14 protein-coding genes are annotated in these 18,255 nt (G+C 39.7%); 5 read left to right on the forward strand and 9 right to left on the reverse strand.

The features are described 5' to 3' along the window. Positions 1-3 precede the first annotated feature (3 nt). Positions 4-249: a hypothetical protein gene (locus L8106_RS18905; protein WP_009786010.1), complete on the forward strand. Its 246-nt coding sequence runs from the start codon at positions 4-6 to the stop codon at positions 247-249. A 340-nt stretch (positions 250-589) separates the two neighbouring features. Here the strand turns inward: L8106_RS18905 and L8106_RS18910 are convergent, their stop codons facing one another. Next, positions 590-1,489 carry a PPC domain-containing protein gene (locus tag L8106_RS18910; protein ID WP_009786011.1) on the reverse strand — a complete coding sequence of 300 codons (900 nt, stop codon included), beginning with the start codon at positions 1,487-1,489 and terminating at the stop codon, positions 590-592. Positions 1,490-1,681: 192 nt separating this feature from the next. Here L8106_RS18910 and L8106_RS18915 point away from each other — a divergent pair, with 192 nt between their 5' ends. Further along, positions 1,682-3,391 carry an NAD(P)/FAD-dependent oxidoreductase gene (locus L8106_RS18915; protein ID WP_009786012.1) on the forward strand — a complete coding sequence of 570 codons (1,710 nt, stop codon included), beginning with the start codon at positions 1,682-1,684 and terminating at the stop codon, positions 3,389-3,391. A gap of 18 nt (positions 3,392-3,409) precedes the next feature. After that, positions 3,410-4,192 carry an ABC transporter permease gene (locus L8106_RS18920; RefSeq protein ID WP_009786013.1) on the forward strand — a complete coding sequence of 261 codons (783 nt, stop codon included), beginning with the start codon at positions 3,410-3,412 and terminating at the stop codon, positions 4,190-4,192. A gap of 29 nt (positions 4,193-4,221) precedes the next feature. Here the strand turns inward: L8106_RS18920 and L8106_RS29795 are convergent, their stop codons facing one another. The 3 genes from L8106_RS29795 to L8106_RS18935 are packed head-to-tail and all read right to left on the reverse strand — an operon-like array spanning position 4,222 to position 8,658. Then, on the reverse strand, positions 4,222-6,723 hold the full coding sequence (locus tag L8106_RS29795; RefSeq protein ID WP_009786014.1) for an adenylate/guanylate cyclase domain-containing protein: 2,502 nt from the start codon (positions 6,721-6,723) through the stop codon (positions 4,222-4,224). A 3-nt stretch (positions 6,724-6,726) separates the two neighbouring features. Continuing rightward, on the reverse strand, positions 6,727-7,116 hold the full coding sequence (locus L8106_RS18930) for a response regulator (protein ID WP_009786015.1): 390 nt from the start codon (positions 7,114-7,116) through the stop codon (positions 6,727-6,729). Positions 7,117-7,137: 21 nt separating this feature from the next. After that, positions 7,138-8,658: a response regulator gene (locus tag L8106_RS18935; RefSeq protein ID WP_009786016.1), complete on the reverse strand. Its 1,521-nt coding sequence runs from the start codon at positions 8,656-8,658 to the stop codon at positions 7,138-7,140. A gap of 940 nt (positions 8,659-9,598) precedes the next feature. Here L8106_RS18935 and L8106_RS18940 point away from each other — a divergent pair. Then, positions 9,599-11,197, forward strand: a complete 1,599-nt coding sequence (locus tag L8106_RS18940; protein ID WP_009786017.1) for a helix-turn-helix domain-containing protein — start codon at positions 9,599-9,601, stop codon at positions 11,195-11,197. A 129-nt stretch (positions 11,198-11,326) separates the two neighbouring features. On the opposite strand, the gene leuD is transcribed toward L8106_RS18940, so the two are convergent. The 3 genes from leuD to leuC form a co-directional block, all read right to left on the reverse strand. Further along, complete coding sequence (leuD, locus tag L8106_RS18945; RefSeq protein ID WP_009786018.1) at positions 11,327-11,935, reverse strand: 3-isopropylmalate dehydratase small subunit; 609 nt, start codon at positions 11,933-11,935, stop codon at positions 11,327-11,329. Positions 11,936-12,028: 93 nt separating this feature from the next. Then, complete coding sequence (locus tag L8106_RS32370; protein ID WP_009786019.1) at positions 12,029-12,190, reverse strand: methyltransferase domain-containing protein; 162 nt, start codon at positions 12,188-12,190, stop codon at positions 12,029-12,031. 3 nt (positions 12,191-12,193) lie between these two features. Then, positions 12,194-13,597, reverse strand: a complete 1,404-nt coding sequence (leuC, locus tag L8106_RS18950; protein ID WP_009786020.1) for a 3-isopropylmalate dehydratase large subunit — start codon at positions 13,595-13,597, stop codon at positions 12,194-12,196. A 274-nt stretch (positions 13,598-13,871) separates the two neighbouring features. Here leuC and L8106_RS18955 point away from each other — a divergent pair, with 274 nt between their 5' ends. Continuing rightward, positions 13,872-14,456, forward strand: coding sequence for an SWIM zinc finger family protein (locus L8106_RS18955; RefSeq protein WP_009786021.1), 585 nt, complete (start codon positions 13,872-13,874; stop codon positions 14,454-14,456). 277 nt (positions 14,457-14,733) lie between these two features. Here the strand turns inward: L8106_RS18955 and L8106_RS18960 are convergent, their stop codons facing one another. Together L8106_RS18960 and L8106_RS18965 are read right to left on the reverse strand one after the other, a co-directional pair. Further along, positions 14,734-16,989, reverse strand: a complete 2,256-nt coding sequence (locus L8106_RS18960) for an ATP-binding protein (RefSeq protein WP_009786022.1) — start codon at positions 16,987-16,989, stop codon at positions 14,734-14,736. Between the two features lie 81 nt (positions 16,990-17,070). Beyond that, the gene (locus L8106_RS18965; RefSeq protein ID WP_009786023.1) at positions 17,071-18,165 is read right to left on the reverse strand and encodes a D-alanine--D-alanine ligase family protein; all 1,095 of its coding nucleotides are present in this window, start codon (positions 18,163-18,165) and stop codon (positions 17,071-17,073) included. Positions 18,166-18,255 lie beyond the last annotated feature (90 nt).

Raw genomic sequence — 18,255 nt, forward strand, 5'->3', positions numbered from 1 at the left:
GTTATGAAATGGTCATTAAAAACAACAATTTTAACGGGATGCGCCTTAGCGATTACCATCTTAGCAACAGTTAGTGGATTGTCTTATTGGAATACAATTCGCTTGGTTGAGACTTCTCAAGATGTTTCAAGAAAGCATAAAGTAATCTCCGAAATTCAAGAACTTACTGCTTTAATAGAGTTGATTAAAAACCAACAAGAACGATATATTGTTACGGGTGATAAAAATTATTTTTATGGTTATCAATAAAAGTATATCTTAATTCAAAAACAGCTTGATTATATTCAAAAAATTACCCAAGATAATCCGAGTCATCAAAACCGAATTTCGATTTTAAAGTCTCTGATTGATGACCAGATTAACCTTATAGAAACGAGCATGAATATCCGCATAACAGATGGATTAGAACCTGCTTTTAGATTTATACAAACTGGTTAAAATCAGGTTGTTAATGAGAAAATACGCCAACTAATTAATCAATTACAAACTGAAGAAAACCAATTATTATAACAGCGAACAACCGCAGCCATCGCTACCACATAAAAGAGAATCTCCGCAATTATTCTGAGTAGTATTTTAGCAGATTTAACTAAACAATCGGAGTGACATCAAAGCTTAAATTATAATCGGTTTCTCCTTCAAACTGCGAGACTCGGACAAAATAAGTTCCAGTTGTAAGTTCGTCAAAAATCAGAGATTCTGAGGCTATCCCTAAATTCTTTGATGTTGCAAAAGTTTCATCAAACTCGATCACTTCATTGGCGTTAAGATCTTGTAAAATCTCTAAATCAGCATCCGCCGTTAATTCACTTAGGCGAATACTCACTTGACTGGTTTCATTGGGTATAACAAAACGATAAATATCAACTGGATTTTCTGTACTCACAGACTCAATAACAGTACGACTTCCGAGGAGAGTATCGAGTTGAAATACTCCTGATAAATCATTCTCAGGTTCGGGAGAAACGCCCAATTTTCCACGCTTGAGTCCGAAGCGAATAAAATGCTCAAATAGACTATTTACAACCCCGTCTTCGATAGCGGTAATCACTTCAGGATTGCGTTCTTGATAAAATAAAGCATCAAAAAATAAACTGGGATTTCGCCCTTCAAATTGACCAAATCTAAAAAAGTGTTCAAAAGGGGTGAGTTGTTCTGCTTGAAAAGCCGTTTCAACATCGGGATATTGTTCTAAATAATAAGCAGTATCAAATAAAGGATTGGGGTTCCGTTGTTCAAACTGACCAAATAAGATAAAATGTTCGGCTTCTGTGATCGCTTCTCGTTCAATTGCGGCGGAAACATCAGTATAAATCGAACGATAATAAGCCGGATCAAATAGGGGGTTGGGTTGTAAACTTTCAAACTGTCCGACTTGTAAAAAATGATCAAGTCCGCTTTCAAATTCTCCCGCGTCAACCGCTTCTGAAACTGCGGGATATTGGTCTAAATAAAAGTCTTCATCTAATAATTCTTCAAACGTCAGCATAGAGAGTTAATTCCTTAAGGTTTTAATGTTAAACTTTCTGTTTTTATGCTAGAAAATGATCATATCATAATTAGACAATTTGCCAAACTAAAACTTAATGTATATTTTTGTGAAATTTTTAACTGATGTTAACGATAATGAATAACAATAGATCCGAATTCATCAATAAAACTTAAAAAGTGAGATTATACTATGCCTAAATCTGCGTTAATGCGGGTCTTGCGTCAGGCTTATCGTATCGCTCAAACCTCAAGAAAAACAGGAATCCCTACTGATGAACTATTAGAAATACACAATGAAAATCGCCAATCTCATGCACTTTTAACTCGTCGTCGTTTGCTACAAATTGGACTCGCCAGCGCCAGTGCAATCACAACTGCAACAATTAGCCAATATCGACATCGGGCGAATGCTCAGTCTAGCATTTCTCCAGTGTTAATTGTTGGGGCGGGAATTGCGGGATTAGCAGCCGCTTATCGGTTAACTCAGGCAGGAGTTCCAGTCGATATTATCGAAGCCAGAAACCGGGTAGGAGGACGAATTAACACCCTCAAAAAAGCCGCAGGCACCCCTTTAATTGCCGAATTAGGCGGAGAATTTATTAATACTGATCATATTTGTATTCGCAGTTTAGCCGAAGAATTAGGTTTACCTTTAATTGATCTATTAGCCGTTGATGCGGGATTAATTCCCGATACTTATTTTTTTGAAGGACGACGAATTTCATTAGAAGAAATTATTAATGATTTTGTGACGGTAGCTGCACAAGTTGAAGCGGATTTAGAAGCGATTGATAACTTTGAAGATTATACCACCGAAGATGAAACAACTATCGCCCTTGATAATATTTCCTTAGCTCAATATTTGAATCAAATTCCCACGACTCCGATTATTCGTCAACTGTTGAGAATTGCTTATACGATTGAGTTTGGTTTAAATGCTGAAGAACAATCGCCGTTAAACTTTATTTATTATATTGGCACTGAACCGGGAACATTTGAAGTTTTTGGAGACCGTGATAAACGCTTTTATCTCGATGGCGGGAGTGAACAAATTACCCAAAGACTCGCCCAACTTTTAGAAGGTTCAATCACGATAAGCACAGTTTTAGAGTCCATTCGGGAACAGTCTAGCGGTCGTTTTTTAGTCAGTTTACGTTCAGGAATCAGTAGTTTTGAACGCACCTATGAACGAGTTGTTTTAGCGATTCCTTTTAGTGTTCTTAGAACTATTGAAATTGATGTGGAGTTACCCGAAATCAAACGAGAGGCAATTGATACAGTTGGTTATGGAACAAACTCGAAATTAATTACAGGCTATACTGATAAAATCTGGCGAACTCGTTTTAATTCAAGAGGAAATGTTTTCACTGATTTAGGATTTCAAAATACCTGGGAAAGTAGCAATAGTCGTTATGCTTCGAGTACAATTGGTTTGATTACAAACTACACCGGAGGAACTCAAGGGGTGGCAGTGGGGGCGGGAACGGTTGAAGACCAAGCCCAATTATTTCGGACGCAATTTGAGGCGGTATTTCCGGGTATTAATTCCGTGGCAATTCGTAATCAAGCAAACCGTGCATTTTGGACAGGAAGTCCGTTTAGCTTGGGGTCATATTTGTGTTATCGACCGGGAGAATTTACCCGATTTTATGGCGTTGAAGGGGAACGAGTGGGGAATTTATTTTTTGCAGGAGAACACACTTCTTTAGAGTATCAAGGCTTTATGGAAGGAGGTTGTGAAACAGGAGAATTAGTCGCCAGTGATATTTTAGAAGATGTGGGTTTAACTGAAATTGCCGAAGCCATTCGCGCTAAACTGAGATTTAATCGTCGTTCCCGAATTCGTCAAAATCGCCGTCCAGGTCGTCGTAGAATGCAAAGACGACTTCAGCAGAGATAATTCTATCAATCATAAAAAATGAAACGTTACTTACAAATTTTACAACTCTTTTGGAGAACAGCAATAGCGGCTGAATTAGAGTATAGAGTGAACTTTCTTTTAGCCACAATAAGTAGTTTAGGAAGCTTAGTTGGGAGTATTTTTGGATTGTTTTTATTTTATCGGACTGGATATGAATTTGAAGGGTGGAGTTGGCAAGAAGCGTTAGTCGTTTTAGGCATTTTTACACTTTTACAAGGATTTTCTGCAACGCTTTTAGTTCCTAATTTGAATCGTATTGTCACTCATGTTCAAGAAGGAACTCTTGACTTTATCTTATTAAAACCAATTAGTAGTCAGTTTTGGCTTTCTACCCGTACTGTTTCTCCTTGGGGTTTACCTGATTTAGTTTTTGGGTGTCTTGTTATTTATTATGCAGGTCAGCAATTACAGTTAGAAATAACTGATTATTTGTTGAGTTTAATTCCGCTTTTGTTTGGAATAATCAGTTTATACAGTTTGTGGTTTATGTTAGGGTCGATGAGTATTTGGTTTGTGAAAGTCTATAATGTCACGGAAGTATTGAGAGGGTTATTAGAAGCGGGTCGATTTCCAATGGTGGCTTATCCTACGGTTTATCGATTTTTCTTTACCTTTATTATTCCTGTCGCTTTTTTAACAACAATTCCCGCAGAAACGCTATTAGGTCGAACTGAAGCAACTTGGGTTATGGGTTCAGGAATTTTAGCCTTAATATTATTCTGTTTTTCTGCCGGGTTTTGGCGGTTTGCGTTGCGATTTTATACCAGTGCATCCAGTTAATTGATTTTTAGGGTTAATTCAGGTCAAATTTACTGGCGACCAATCAGCCAATAAGTCATCATTTTTCCTTTTCCTTTGATGGGAATTTCTCCCCGTTTTTCAAATATATATTCATTTTTAAGTCGTTCATAAACTGCTGCTGTTACTTGAATTTTTCCCGGTTTACCTGAAGATTCCATGCGATATGCAATATTAACGGTATCTCCCCACAAATCATAAATAAACTTATGAGTTCCAATCACTCCAGCCACGACAGTTCCGGTATGAATTCCAATCCGAATTTGTAGAGTTTCACCATAATCAAAAGGAAAATGATCGACCACCAATTGCATTGAAAGAGCCATATCTGCAATGGTTTCTGCATGATCTTCGCGAGGTAAAGGTAAACCCGCAGCCATCATGTAAGCATCTCCAATCGTTTTAATTTTTTCTAAGTCTAAGCCTTCCGCTAATTGATCAAACGTGGAAAAAATTTCATTAAGTAATTTAACCAGTTGAATGGGTGTCAACCGTTCAGAAAGAGCAGTAAAATCAACTAAATCTGCAAATAAAATACTGACTTCATCATACTTTTCCGCAATTAAACCCTGTTTTTCTTGCTTGAGTGTTTCAACAATTTTTTGGGGTAAAATATTCAATAATAATCGTTCAGATTTTTCTCGTTCTATACGGAGTTCTTCTTCAGCGAGTCGGCGTTCTGTTGTGTCTGTGGCGACAGATAAAACTTCAACTAAATTACCATCTTTATCAAAAATCGGTTGATTAATCCAAGTCACCCAAATTCGTTTACCATCGCTACGAATATTCTCATTTTCGTGAACAATATATTGATCTGGATTCTGACAAATATTATCGATTAAAGTTCGCAAATCTCGTCCTGATGTCTCAATTTCAGGAATCACGTTTCCCAGTAACGATTGTCCTAAAATTTCTGCTTCCTGATAACCAAAAAACTTCAAGCCATATTCATTAATAAATAAAATTCGTCCTGATCGATCCCATTGTACAATTGCAGAACTAACGTTATGAACGACATGACGCAGTTTTTCTTCATTGGTTTTTAATGCTTCTTCTGTAATTTTTCGTTGACTAATATCTCTAGAAACCCAAATTACTGTGTTTGGGGTCAACGGTGAAATACTTCCTAAAAACCAGACGAACTGTTCGTTAATGGTCAGATGATATTCCACTTGAACAGTCTGTTTTGTTCTCAAAGCAGTTTGAATAAATCCTAATAATCGTTCTGCTTCGTCAGCCGGAAAATAATCGGATAATTTTTGTCCAACTATTGCTTCGGGAGTACAAAAAGATTGATGAGTTGGTTCTAGCTTTAACCCCTTTCCAGAAGCATCCAAAACCATAACAACTTCTGTCATAGCGGCAAATAATGCCTTCATTTCTACTTCGGATTTCTTTTGTTGAAGAATGGCTCCGAGTTGATTACTTGCTGCATAAACTAACTCAACAAATCGTTGATATTGAGGACGATACTTCCTCATAAAGAAAACCAATACTGCTAAGACTGGAACCGTTGCCGCCTCGACTGTTTTCCAATTAGAGTTTCCCAGAATTGGAACGCTAAAATGAGCTTTTAAACCGTAGTTTTTAGCTGGATTTTGACTTAATGACCGATGACGAACAGGAGAAAAATTAATCGGTTTATTTTGAGCTTCAATATTATCAATCCATTCCGGTTGTTTCGATTGCCAAACTCGTCCTGCAATTCCTTCTCCCGGTTGAAATGTGACTCCCTCTAAATGAGAGCGAAAGGATGTCAAATCAGCAATAATTTGAGGATTTTCTTGAGGACAATAATAAGACCAAATCGGACTGCATTCTAAAACCGTTTGATCGCTGGCTGGAATCCAAACTTCTCCATAAATCCAGCTTGTTGTTTCACAAAGCGTCTGTAATGCAATTTCTAAAGCAGTTTCTAAATCTGGAGCCGAACTAATGGCTTGGCTTAAGGCTAAGAGCAGTTGTAATTCTTCTTCGGCTTGTTGACGTTCTTGAACTTCTTTTTTGAGTTTTTTATTCGCTGAAATTAATTCTAAAGTTCGTTCAGTTACTTTCTGTTCTAAAGACGCATTTAAGCGTTTTAGGGCTTGATTTTGTAAGGCTAATGTTTTTTCTTGAAGATAACATCTTAGAGCTTCTCTAACCGTTAAAACTAAATCTGTTTCATCCCAAGGTTTAGTAATATAACGATATAAGTTGGCTTGATTAATCACTCGAATAACAGTATTGGTTTCTGTCATTCCGGTGAGCATAATTTTGAGGATTTTCGGATATTGAGCCTGAACCCTAACTAGCAGTTCATCTCCAGTCATTCCTGGCATAACTTGATCAACAATCAAGAGAGCAATTTCCAGTTTTTCTTCTTGATAATTCTCTAAAATTCCTAGTGCAGCGTCTCCACTTTGAGCCGCAATAATCTCATAGTGATCACCAAGATATTTCTCAAGTAACGCTTTGAGACTTACTAAAATAGACCATTGATCATCAACACATAAAATCGCTAGATTACTCATAGATTATTTTAAAGCCGAGGAAATAATATCAACCAAATCTTTTTCACTCCAAGGTTTATACAAGCAAGAGTACAAGTTTGCACTATCTTGAGCGCGTTTGACAGCTAAACCATCTGCTTGACCTGTTAGCATTACGGTCACAATTTGAGGATATTTCTCATGCACTTTAATTAAAAATTCATCTCCTTTTATTTCCGGCATTAACCAATCCGAAATAATCATTAAAATCTCAATATCTTCTTCCTTAAGTTCTTCAATAATTTCCCAAGCTTCTTCTACACTTTCAGCCATCTCATACAGATATTGATTGCCAAACCGTCTTTTGAGTTGTTCTTTGAGACTTTCTAAAATTATCGCCTCATCATCAACGCATACAATCGCTTTCTCTGTCATAATAATAATCTTTTAACTTGATTACGAATTAGAATGATCGCTGATCTCACTGGTTTTGGGGGAGATTTTATCCTCCTCTATGAACGAATGACTGACGGCAGAGGGTGGGGTTTTATCCATTGGCAACCAAACTTCAAATGTGGTCTGTCCAGGTTGGCTTTCAAACTCAATTCTACCCTCATGTTTTTCAATGATTTTACGAGCAATATCCAATCCTAAACCACTGCCTTCTCCAACAGATTTTGTAGTGAAAAAGGGTTCAAAGATTCTCGGCTGAACTTGGGGAGGAATCCCTTGTCCCGAGTCTGTAATTGCAACCACCAAATAACTTTGACGTTCAGATACACTGATTTGTAAAGCACCCTTACCCTGCATCGCATGAATCGCATTGTGAATCAGATTTGTCCAAACCTGGTTTAATTCATCAGGATAACACCAGACGGGAGTATTAGGTTGATAATCTCGAATGAGTTCAATTCCCGAGGAGATTTGATTGCGATAGAGTTCTAAAACTGTTTCTAAACCCTCTGTGACTTGAACAAACTGTTTTTGACCACTATTATCATAACGAGCATAGCTTTTAAGTGCAAATACAATTTTTGCCGCTCGTTCGACAGCCATAATAATATTTTGACTATTTATTTTTAAGGAAATGAGATTATAAGCCTGTTGTAATATCCAATCGACATCAAGACTTTTAAATAGTGGAAAAAAGACTTCTATTCCTTCATAAATTTCTAAATCGATTAAAGTATCTGCAATTCGTCTGGCTTGAACAATTCCTTGTTCTTCGAGTTTCAGGGCGATTTCTCGCTTAAACTGACGCTTTTCTCGACTATTGAGTTTGCGTTTTTCTGCTTTCAGTGAACAATCTAATAAAGTAAAAAATTGTTGCTTTTGTTCTAAGGAAGTTTCATTAACCAGTTGAGGGAGTTTCTCTAAAAATTCATATAAAGCGGTTTGAGAATTATTACTTGAGGCTAAGATTGCCCCTAAAGGAGTATTAATTTCATGGGCTATACTCGCAAGTAACTGTCCCAGTGCTGCCATTTTCTCCGATTGCAATAAATGTTTTTGAGTTTCTTGCACTTGTGATAATGCTTCAGATAACTCCTGATTTTTTGCTTGAAGACTTTGACGTAAACAACGATTTTCTAACTGAATCTGAACTCGGGCTAAAACTTCTTCGACATGAAAAGGCTTGGTAATATAATCGACTCCCCCCACTTGAAAGGCTTTGACTTTATCAATTGCTGTATTCATCGCACTGATAAAAATCACAGGAATATCTTGGGTTTCCGGATCAGACTTGAGTTTTTGACACACCTCATAGCCACTGATTTCCGGCATCATCACATCGAGTAAAATCAAATCAGGAGGTGTTTTTTTGATTCCTTGAAGTGCAATATTTCCACTAATATACGCTCGGACTTGATAACCGACACTCGTTAACAATTGTACCATGAGTTGTAAATTTTCTGGAGTATCATCAATGATTAAAATCTCGGCAGAACAGGAGATGCTTTCTAATGGTGTATTCATATTTTGCTCAAGAATAATCTCATGTTGAAATTCATCGCTTAACCCGGAGACTCAGTTCGGGGGAATCTTCTATTTAAATTCCACTAGAGTAAAATAAGCTCAATTTTATAAGTATTTTATTATACGGCAAAAATCTAAAGACGATGAGATTGTTTTTCAAGTTGTTAAAAATTTTTTGATCACTTCTGTCTTCAATTGACGATTTGATGATCGGATTTGGATCAACCGAGACAATCAAGACATGAATCTGAAAATATAAATTAAAACTTAAGAAATGAGTCAGAGTACACAAATACTGATAAATAACCCTGACTCCTTCACCTTTCCGACGATTCTATCTAAACATCAAAATTGATGAAGTATTATTACTTATTTTTCTCTAACAAAGCATTACTGTCAGATTTTCTAACGTCATTTAGATACAAAAATTTGTGAAGTATTGTTGTCTCTTTATTTTTTGAGAAAAGGTTTATACAGAACCAAAAAATTAATAAAGTGTTCATAATGAGCAAATGATTAAGTATCTTCTTAAGACAATGTTAAAGGGGTTAGAGTAACGAATGAGTGAATTCTGTATATGTAGCAGTCAAATCAACTCAAAGTTTCTCTGTCTAGAGTATTTATTACATTGCAATACTACTTTTAACTACCTATTCTAATCTAGATTCTAAATTCTTGTCCAAGTTGCTTAAAACAGGGTAGATGCAATATTAGAATGCTACTTATGCAAGATTCGGGATATGTTTTCCTCTAGCCTAAACCTCGAACTATCCCTCAAAAAAGAACTCATCACTTTTTGAACACTTACCGATATTCAATATTAGTATTCAGTTCATCCAAGAGCAGCTCTTTCCGAATAAAGTTCAACACAAAGGTTAGGGGTATAAATTCCTCTTTCCAGTTTAAATTGTTGTTTCAGTGTCTTTTATCCCTCTAAACTATGCCCTATTCAATACCTGAAAATTGTTCTGGATGTGGAACCTGTAAACCGAATTGTCCGACCGGCGCCATTCAAGAAGTCGAAGGACAACTCTGGATCGATCCGGCCCTTTGTAACCACTGCGAAGGCTACTATAGCGAACCCCAATGCGTGGTTCAATGTCCGATTAGTTGTCCTGTTCCCTCACAACCCAAAAAAGGACGGTATAAAGCCACTGTCCGGATGCCAACCAGTCCTGATATTTTTCTGAACGCCAAAAATAATCCTTTTGCGTCGTCAATGGTGGTTTGGGAAGCCTGTAACCTACTCACTAGCGCCTCTTTAATCCCCTGGGAACTCAATGATCAAGGTCAACCCTACTATGAACGAACCGTCAAACAAGGGGCAGGATCAATCGTCTTCCGACTCACCAATGAAATGGACTCTGAGACTCCGAAGATACTGGCAGATGAGGCTGCATTGTCAGCAATCGAAGGGATTGATATTCGCGCCGCTTGTTTGCATCTAATTTATGCTGCTTATGCCACCACCCTAGATCGCCCTTGGGAACAAGAATTTGTGATTAACGATCGCCAAATCGAACAATATCTCGGACTCGACAAACGCAAAGATCTCAGTAAATCCACAAAATTAACCCTAATCAAAGCCCTCGCCCAACAACCCTGTCAACTACTGACAACCATTGACTGGCCCCAACAAGGCAAAGTCAGAGGGTTCTCCGTCGGTGAAGATCGCCTCTGGCATCTCCTTGACATCAAACATCACTTTCAACAAGATACTGAAGGCAACAAATATCTCACGGGTTTAACCTTCACCTTCAAAGCCGGGGCTTGGGCGCAATATTTCCTAAACAAAAACGACTACCGCAAACGAACTGCTTTTTATCAATACGGTACATTGCCCAAATTCCTACTCAATACCGTAATGAGTATCTGGCAACAACACACCGGCGCCGCCCGGATGATGCTGTGGTTGTTGTTCAAAGCCAAAATGGGACGGAAACAGTGCATCACCATTCCCACCCTGATGCGAGTCGCCTATGGAGAGGAAAAGATTTCTCTAGCCGGCCTTCATAGTGAACATCGCAAACGCCTGATTCGCACCTTTGAAAGCGATCTCGAAGTTCTCAACCACTATGGCATCAAAGCCGTATTCGACCCCGCCACCTATGTCCCGGAAATTCAACCCCTGTGGGCAAAACTCGCGGACTTACCTGATGATGCCGAAGAAGCCCTCGATTTTTGGATTAACGATGGGGGTCAAGATCAACGCTTAACCGATTCTAGTCCCCGAGGAAAATGGAATCGCTTGATGAAAGCCCGAATTTCTTGGTTTAATCTTCCCCCCGATTGGGAACAACAACTTGCCAAACTCGACAAGAAAAAAACAAAACGCATCTCTCGTAAAACCCAATCTTCCACCAAAATTGGTTTATCGGCCCACCAAATTGCCAACGCCCGAAAACGCCAGGGAATCAGTCAAAGACTATTAGCAGAAATGGCCGGAAAAAGTCAAAGCTGGATTCGGGACTTGGAGAAAGGTCGTTTTTCGGCAAAACCCAAAGATGAAGCGGTATTGCGAAAAGTGCTAGAAATTTGAGGAATCTAGATCGTGATTCCGGTTTGGAGTGAGGAGTGAGTGCATGGCGATCGCCATAACGTCAGAGGATAGAGTTGAAAAAGTACGTTTCAAATCCGTAATATCAGGAAATGTGATCGCCACAATGAATCAGCTTGCTGTCGCTGAATTTGCCCAATCAATATAAGGAAGTTGACTAGCCGTTGTTTGAATATCCTTCACATTTGCTAACAATTGACCACAACTATCCCAAGTTCCACTCAAGAACATTTGTCGTGATCCGGTATTCATATTCACTTCCAGAGTTAAATCCCCACATTTGACCTGTTGTTCTTCTAAATTCACCTGCATCGAGAGTTGAGGAGATTCTTGCAGGGCTTGTTGTAGCTGTTGAACTTGTTCCGGTGTTGCAGTCAAACAAGGCACTCCAATCGCCACACAATTTCCGAAGAAAATCTCTGCAAAACTTTCACCAATAATCGCTTGAATTCCCCATTTTGCTAAAGCTTGAGGTGCGTGTTCCCTCGATGAACCACAACCAAAATTACCATTGACTACCAAAATATTCGCCCCTTGATATTGGGGTAAATCAAACGGATGATTTCCTTGAGTTTGTTGGCGATCGTCTGCAAACACCTGTTCCCCTAACCCGTCAAACGTGACACAGCGTAAAAACCGGGCTGGAATAATTCGATCCGTATCAATATCACTTCCAACTAAAGGAATTCCCCGTCCTGAAATGGTTTGAATTTGACTCATTTTTTTCTCCTGTAAATTCCTGTCAATTATTTGTGAGCGATCGCAAAAAACATGGTAATATCTAGCCAAACTCCATCTGCTGTGGCTAACGTCTCAATTTGTCTTTTCTACATCAGCTTCGATCAATTGAATATTATTCAAGCTGGCGATCGCAATTTTTTCTCGGGCTTGACCCAACATCACGGGAGAACAATCAACCCCGATCACATCCCCCTCATCCCCAACCTGCGGACTAATTGCGATCGCAATCATCATCGGTTACAACAACTCTCGCACATCGCTGACTTTACCACTAACAGCCGCCGCCACCACCATCGCCGGACTCATCAACAACGTTCGCCCCGTAGACGAACCCTGACGCCCTTTAAAATTCCGATTCGACGAAGACGCACTAATTTGATTTCCTTGCAGCTTATCGGGATTCATCGCCAAACACATCGAACATCCCGCCTCTCGCCACTCAAACCCCGCAGCTTGAAAGATTTTATCAAGTCCTTCGGCTTCTGCTTCTTTCTTAATGCGTTCAGAAGCCGGAACCACAAAGGCTTTCACCCCATTTGCCACATGACGTCCTTGGGCAAATTTCGCCGCTTCCCGCAAATCACTTAACCGTCCATTGGTACAACTGCCAATAAAACAAACATCCACTTTTGTGCCTTTAATGGGTGTACCCGGCGAAAACTCCATATAACGGTAAGCTTCAGTTGCGACATCGCGATCGCTGATCTCAAAACTGTCTAAACTGGGAATCGTCTCATCGACAGCTATTCCTTGACCGGGCGTAATTCCCCAAGTCACGGTCGGAGAAATCTCAGCCGCATCAAAAATTACCACATCATCATAAACCGCATCGGCATCACTGTGAAGACTCTGCCACCAACTCACGGCTTTATCCCAATTTTCCCCAATGGGTGCAAAATCTCGGCCCTGGAGATAGTCAAACGTCACCTGATCCGGGTTAACATAGCCACACCGGGCGCCGCCTTCAATCGACATATTACAAACGGTCATCCGTTCTTCCATCGACATCGCCGCTAAGGTACTCCCCGCAAATTCATAGGCGTAACCGACACCGCCTTTCACGCCTAATTTACGGATAATATGCAGAATCACATCTTTGGCGTAAACACCGGGACGCAATTCGCCATTGACTTCGATGCGACGAACTTTTAATTTAGACAGCGCTAAGGTTTGGGAAGCCAAGACATCCCGCACTTGTGAAGTCCCAATCCCAAACGCTATCGCCCCAAACGCGCCGTGAGTCGAGGTGTGCGAGTCCCCACAAGCGATCGTCATTCCTGGCTGTGTTAGACCTTGTTCTGGGGCGATCGCATGAACAATCCCTTGATCACCCGAACCGATATTGTAGAAGCGGATGCCGTAGTCTTTACAGCTTTTTTCCAACGATTGCATCATCTCCTCGGCCAAGACATCCACAAAGGGACGGGCTTGGTTTTCTGTCGGAACGATATGATCGACAGTTGCAACCGTGCGATCCGGATACAATACCTGTAAATTTCGTTCATGCAGCATCGCAAAAGCTTGAGGACTCGTGACTTCGTGGATCAGGTGCAAACCGATGAAGAGTTGAGTTTGACCGGATGGTAAAGTTCCTACCCTGTGCAAGTCCCAAACCTTATCAAATAGTGTTCCGTTGCTCATAATCAGACCAGCCTGTATTGCGGGTATTTCACGCTTTCTATCTTTAAGATTTATTTTAATCCAAACTGAGATTCTCAAACAAACCAATTTAGCCGCGTGGGTGAGTGAGTTTACCGCTTGGTCTGGTTTGAGTTGTTGATCGGATTCTAGGTGTTGTCGTTTTGTTCAACCTTTGTTAAAATAGAAGGTAGAAAAAGTAAAAAGCACCCTTTCTCTAAACGCAATAATTGGGTGCTAAGAGGTTGAAGTTTCATCACAACAGGATCATATCACAATGACATCCCCCATTGATCACCCCTGCCGTTCAAATTTCGTGGGAAGTGTAAAGAATTCTTTAGAGATCACAATACAAACTCCCCAAATTCCCGCCTTAGTTTCAGCGAATATTCAAGTTGAACGGATTCAAACCGTTGGAGTCGGAAACATTCCCCAAATCATTTATAAAACTCCCAAAGGACGCTGTTCAACACTGTTATCTAAAACTCAGTTTACCAAAATTTGGCAATGTTGGCTACAAATTCGATCTTCTAATATTACTCAACTTCAAGCGTGGGAAATCAAGGCTTCTGGTCTTCAGTTCAAGACAAATCAAGGTCAATTTTGGCTGAATATTTCTGAAGCAAAAGCCTTTTTATCGCGTTACAATCGTGTCGCTATTGAACCATTATCGGTGAAATTCACAGAACATGATATTGTGGTTTGGAATCCGATTCATCAGACCATTTCTCAAGTGAATAAAACCGGATGCAGTTGTGCAGATTCGCAGTATCGCCATACCACTTGTAAGCATCAAATCGCTGTGCAGTTATGTCGAATGCAAACCCATGAAGAAAGTCAGTCCATTGCATCATTAAATTGACTTCTAAATTGGGATTTCTATAGCACTACGCGAATACATGATTGTCATTTCTAAATCCTAAAACCCCGAGCCAGTCTACTGTTCCCTCTCTTGGTGCGCGTTCGTGATTGCGAGGAAACCTCGCCGGGGTCTGACCGCAAGACCGCACTAGACTCACCGCACTTTGCGCTGTTCCCTGTTCCCTGTTCCCTGTTCCCTAAGATTGCAAACTAAGTCTCGCCGGAAACCGCGCCCGCCGCAAGGCAAGCGCTGTTCCCTGTTCCCTAGCGCTATAGCTTTAATCGACTCGTATCCAACGTAACATTGATCCAATCGCCCGTTCAACAAAACTATCAGGCTTTTCCTGGATTAATTTACGTTGGGCTTTATTTCGTTCAAGTTCTAATTCTGCAATTAAACGTTCACCCTTTTGTAGACGAATCAAATTCACCAAATAATCGTGAGAAAGTTGATAGCGATCTTCGGGAATATCGGGAAGCAAAAATACTAATCCATTTTCCACAAAGACTTCTAAAACCATATCTATTTTTTCAGAGGATGCTGTATCCAAATCTGCGATTAATTCAGCACGAGTTTTGAGAGGACGAGTTCCATTATCCTGAGTAAGTGAATAAAGAATCAGCACAGCCACTCGTTCATTTTTGAACCCACAATCTGTTAAAGCCTCATCTAAAAATCGGGCGACAAGATTCAGTCGAGGATGATCACAAAATTGTTGATATTGTTCTAAGGTTGTAATCCCATCATTTTCGAGTTGTGAACCTGTAATCTGTAATTCAATTGGACTAATTTCTTCTAAGCGAGTCCCTAAATCTTGTACCCATTGATTGATTAACTCCTCCTCAAATTGAGAAGATTTGTGTTGAGTTTGGTATTTAATAAAAGCTTTCGCTTGATCCACTGAAAAGTTTCTCAATTCATAAATAACCTGTTTAGAAAGAACTTCATAGCCAATCACCGCTTCTAAACAAGTGGTGCGATCGCATTCTAATAAATAATGCAAGAAATCAGTTCGCATTGAAAGGATAACACTGATAGATTCTAAAGCTAAACAGTCTCGCAAAAATTGATAAAAAGGTAAGCGTTGATTGGGTTCTGTACAGACGAGAAAAAATTCTTCAAATTGATCAAAGATCAACACCGTCGATAAATGATTTTCACTATTTTTTCTTAAACGGTTTAAAACAGTTTCCAAATTCCAGGTGTCGGAATTAGGTTCTCGTAGCCAATCTGTATAAATCCTCAACGCAATTGGAATTGAAACTTGGGGATTTGTTGCTTGTTTTTGTAGTAGACTAGGAACAATCCCCCCATTAATCAAAGAACTTTTTCCAACTCCAGATTCTCCATGCAAAACAATCAATTTATGCTCGGGACTTTCGATTCGTTCAACCAACTCATTAATCTCATTTAATCGACCCGAAGCGAGCATCTCAGGTGCTATTTTTCCGGTAACTTCTTGAGGTTGTAGCTGCTGTTTTAGCGGACGTACCCCCACAAAAGACCGAAATCCAAATTGATATTCTACTTGTAGTTTTTTCTCTTTGAGATGAGTTGCACTGCCATAATAATCTTGTTCAAAATAAAGTTGATGGAGAGCCTTTAAAATTTGTAAATAAGTTTTAGTTTCCTCAGAAGGATTAGTTTCATTTAAAGCATCTTCTAAACGATTTACCGTCGCTTGCCAAACCTTTAATTCATGTTTAGACTCTGCTAATAACAATAAATAAGGATTTTCATCAGATAAGGTATGAAGCGGATCGCGCAAAGATTGATTCTGAATTTCTAAAGCCAATTCAGCTAGTTGATTGGCGTGTGACCATTGAGATTGGTGCATCGCCGCCTCAGCTAAAAAGCCATAATCTTGAGCGATATCATGGTGTGAACCATAAGAAATATGTAAATCCAGAGATTTTTGAGCCAAGATTTGTAGTTCTTCCCAAGCTTGCAATTGTTGGAGAACAAGACATAATTTTGGGGTGAATTTTGCAACTAAATCCTGACGTCCTGCCCGTTCTAAAATCTCTAAACAGCGTTTAAAATAGATTTTTGCTTCTCGATAGTGACTCTGTTGATTGGAAGAATCAAGCTGCGATTTCCGAGTATAACTCAATCCAATATGAAACAAAATAGCCCCTAAACGTTCTAAAGAATTAGAAGCCGGAATAATCTCCGGATCAGCAAATAAGTTTTGATTAAAAGAAGTTAAGGCAGCTGGCCAGAATCCTAAACTATGTTGATAATGATTTAGGGCTAAATCAATTTGGTCATTTGCATAGTCTTCACGACCGAGTAGAAAATCTAAACCCGCCGCTAGTGATGATGTCAGTTCTTGTTGTTGGGGTTGAACCGTCTCAATAATCGTCCTCAGTTGTGCGTGAGATTCACCGAGAATACTGGCATTAGACTCGAATAAATCGCTATGGGGATCGAGAACAGAGGCAAAAACTTGGTCGGTACAATCATTGAGAAAACCAATAACATCCGCACCACCGAACTCTGCACGACCTTCTGATAAATGACTATCGCTCATAGGGCTTATTGGCTGAGGGGATACTTTCCAAATTAGCACGTCAATCTCCGATCAGCCAACCTATAGAACCGATACAAACTGTTACACAGGGGGAACTTCAACTTGTCGTTCAAGGGCCAGTTGAACTAAGCGATCAACCAATTCTGAAAAAGAAATTCCACTCGCTGCCCAAAGTTGAGGGTACATACTGGTTGCGGTAAAACCAGGAAGTGTATTAATTTCATTGATCAAAACCTCGCCTGTTTTCTCTACATAAAAGAAATCCACTCGGGCTAAACCTGCCGCATCCACGGCTAAAAAGGCTTTAACAGCCATTTCTTTGACTTGATTGGCAATATTATCACTCACCTTTGCAGGGATGAATAAATCGGCTTGACCTGCCGTATATTTAGTTTCATAATCATAAAAATCACTGGCAAAAGTAATTTCTCCCACCGTTGAAGCTTGGGGCGTGTCATTGCCTAAAACTGCACATTCTAGTTCTCTGGCTTCGACTCCGGCTTCAACAATAATCCGCCGATCGTAACTGGCCGCATTATCAAGAGCCGTTTCTAATTCCGCACGCGATCGCACTTTAGAAATTCCCACCGATGAACCCAAATTCGCAGGTTTTACAAAACAAGGATATCCTAATTCTAGTTCTAATTCATCACATAATTTGGGAAACACACAAGGATTAGACCAAATTTGCGATCGCGTGACCATTTTATACTTGACTTGCGACAGTCCAGCTTGAGAAAAAATCATTTTCATGGCAATTTTATCCATGCCAACTGCTGAACCCAAAACACCCGATCCTACAAACGGAACTTGCATTAAGGTGAGTAATCCTTGAATGGTACCATCTTCTCCGTTGGGGCCGTGTAAAATCGGAAACCAAACCTCAATTTCTGCAAAATTTGTAGGATCAGGAAGTAGCGAAGGACTGGGAACTAAATCTGTTGATGTTGTCTTTTCATCTGTCAGATAAAGAGGTTCACCCGAAGCGATAATTTGTTGAGCAATTTCACCTTTTTGCCAAACTCCATCCTTGCCGATATAAACGGGTAGCAGTTCATACTTGCTAGCATTTTGATCGCTTTTTAAGGCTTTAGCGATCGCTTGTGCCGAACGAATGCTGACTTCATGTTCACCTGAACGTCCACCAAATAACAATCCTACCCGTGTTTTACTCATATAATTTCTCACACTAAGACATTTTGAATACTATATCAGCTCTTTGTCCCCCCTTTTCCGGAATTTTGTGAATGTGTAGGGCAAATTAAA

The organism is Lyngbya sp. PCC 8106 (assembly GCF_000169095.1).
GTDB lineage: Bacteria > Cyanobacteriota > Cyanobacteriia > Cyanobacteriales > Microcoleaceae > Capilliphycus.